Genomic DNA, 1,035 nt, shown 5'->3' on the forward strand with positions numbered 1-1,035 from the left:
CTAGACGATCGCATATGGGATTGCGATTCTCAACTATGGAGAGTCTTATCGGTATCGGGGCTTACTAGATGCATGACGACTTTGGTGCTCGGCGGCACCGGCAAGACCGGCCGCCGCATTGCTGACCGGCTCAGCTCGCTCGGCCTGCCCGTACGGGTCGGCTCCCGCTCCGCCACCCCCGCCTTCGACTGGCAGGACCGCGGCACCTGGCAGGCCGCGCTCGACGGCGTGACCGCCGCCTACATCTCCTACTACCCCGACCTGGCCCTGCCCGGCGCCTACGACGACATCAAGGCGTTCACCGACCTGGCCGACCGCAACGGCGTGCGCAAACTCGTCCTGCTGTCTGGCAGAGGCGAGCCGGAAGCCCGGGCCAGCGAGCGCACCCTGGCCGAGTCCGGAGCCGAATGGACGGTGCTGCGCTGCAGCTGGTTCATGCAGAACTTCAGCGAGGACTTCCTGCTCGGCTCGGTGCTCGACGGCGTGATCGCGCTGCCGGCCGCCGACGTGCCCGAGCCGTTCCTGGACGTCGAGGACATCGTGGACGTGGCCGTGGCCGCGCTCACCCAGGAGGGGCACGCGGGCAAGCTGTACGAGATGACGGGGCCAAGGCTGCTGACGTTCGCGGACGTGGCCAAGGAGCTGTCGGCGATCATCGGCAGGGAGATCACCTTCGTCCGGGTCACGCCCGAGGAGTACGTGAACGGGGCCGTGGAACACGGAGCGCCCCGCGAGGCCGCCGAGGCCCTGGGCCACCTGTTCACCGACATCCTGGACGGCCGCAACGCCAGCATCACGGACGGCGTACGGGAAGCGCTCGGCCGCCCGGCTCGCGACTTCGCGGACTTCGCCCGCGCGAACGCCCACATCTGGAAGCGGTAGCAAGCTCACCCACCGCTCGATCGGGACCTGGTAGTCGTGATCGGTTGGCTGCGGCAGCTCGTGCAGTCGTCTGGACCTGCGCGCTCCGGGAACTGCAAGCGGTGGCGAACCCGCACCGACGGCGGGCCACGGTAGTGCATGCGAGCAGGGCTA

1 protein-coding gene is annotated in these 1,035 nt (G+C 68.7%); it reads left to right on the forward strand.

Going from position 1 to position 1,035, the window contains the following annotated elements; genetic code table 11:
- Positions 1-72 precede the first annotated feature (72 nt).
- Positions 73-882 carry a Rossmann-fold NAD(P)-binding domain-containing protein gene (locus E1294_RS52045; RefSeq protein WP_132520796.1) on the forward strand — a complete coding sequence of 270 codons (810 nt, stop codon included), beginning with the start codon at positions 73-75 and terminating at the stop codon, positions 880-882.
- Positions 883-1,035: the final 153 nt, after the last annotated feature.

Source organism: Nonomuraea diastatica (assembly GCF_004349015.1).
In the GTDB taxonomy this organism is placed as follows: Bacteria; Actinomycetota; Actinomycetes; order Streptosporangiales; family Streptosporangiaceae; genus Nonomuraea; species Nonomuraea diastatica.

What these genes read in the sequence shown, in the direction of transcription:
- E1294_RS52045 (WP_132520796.1), top strand. Translation starts at nt 73, where the DNA reads ATGACGACTTTGGTGCTCGGCGGCACCGGCAAGACCGGCCGCCGCATT.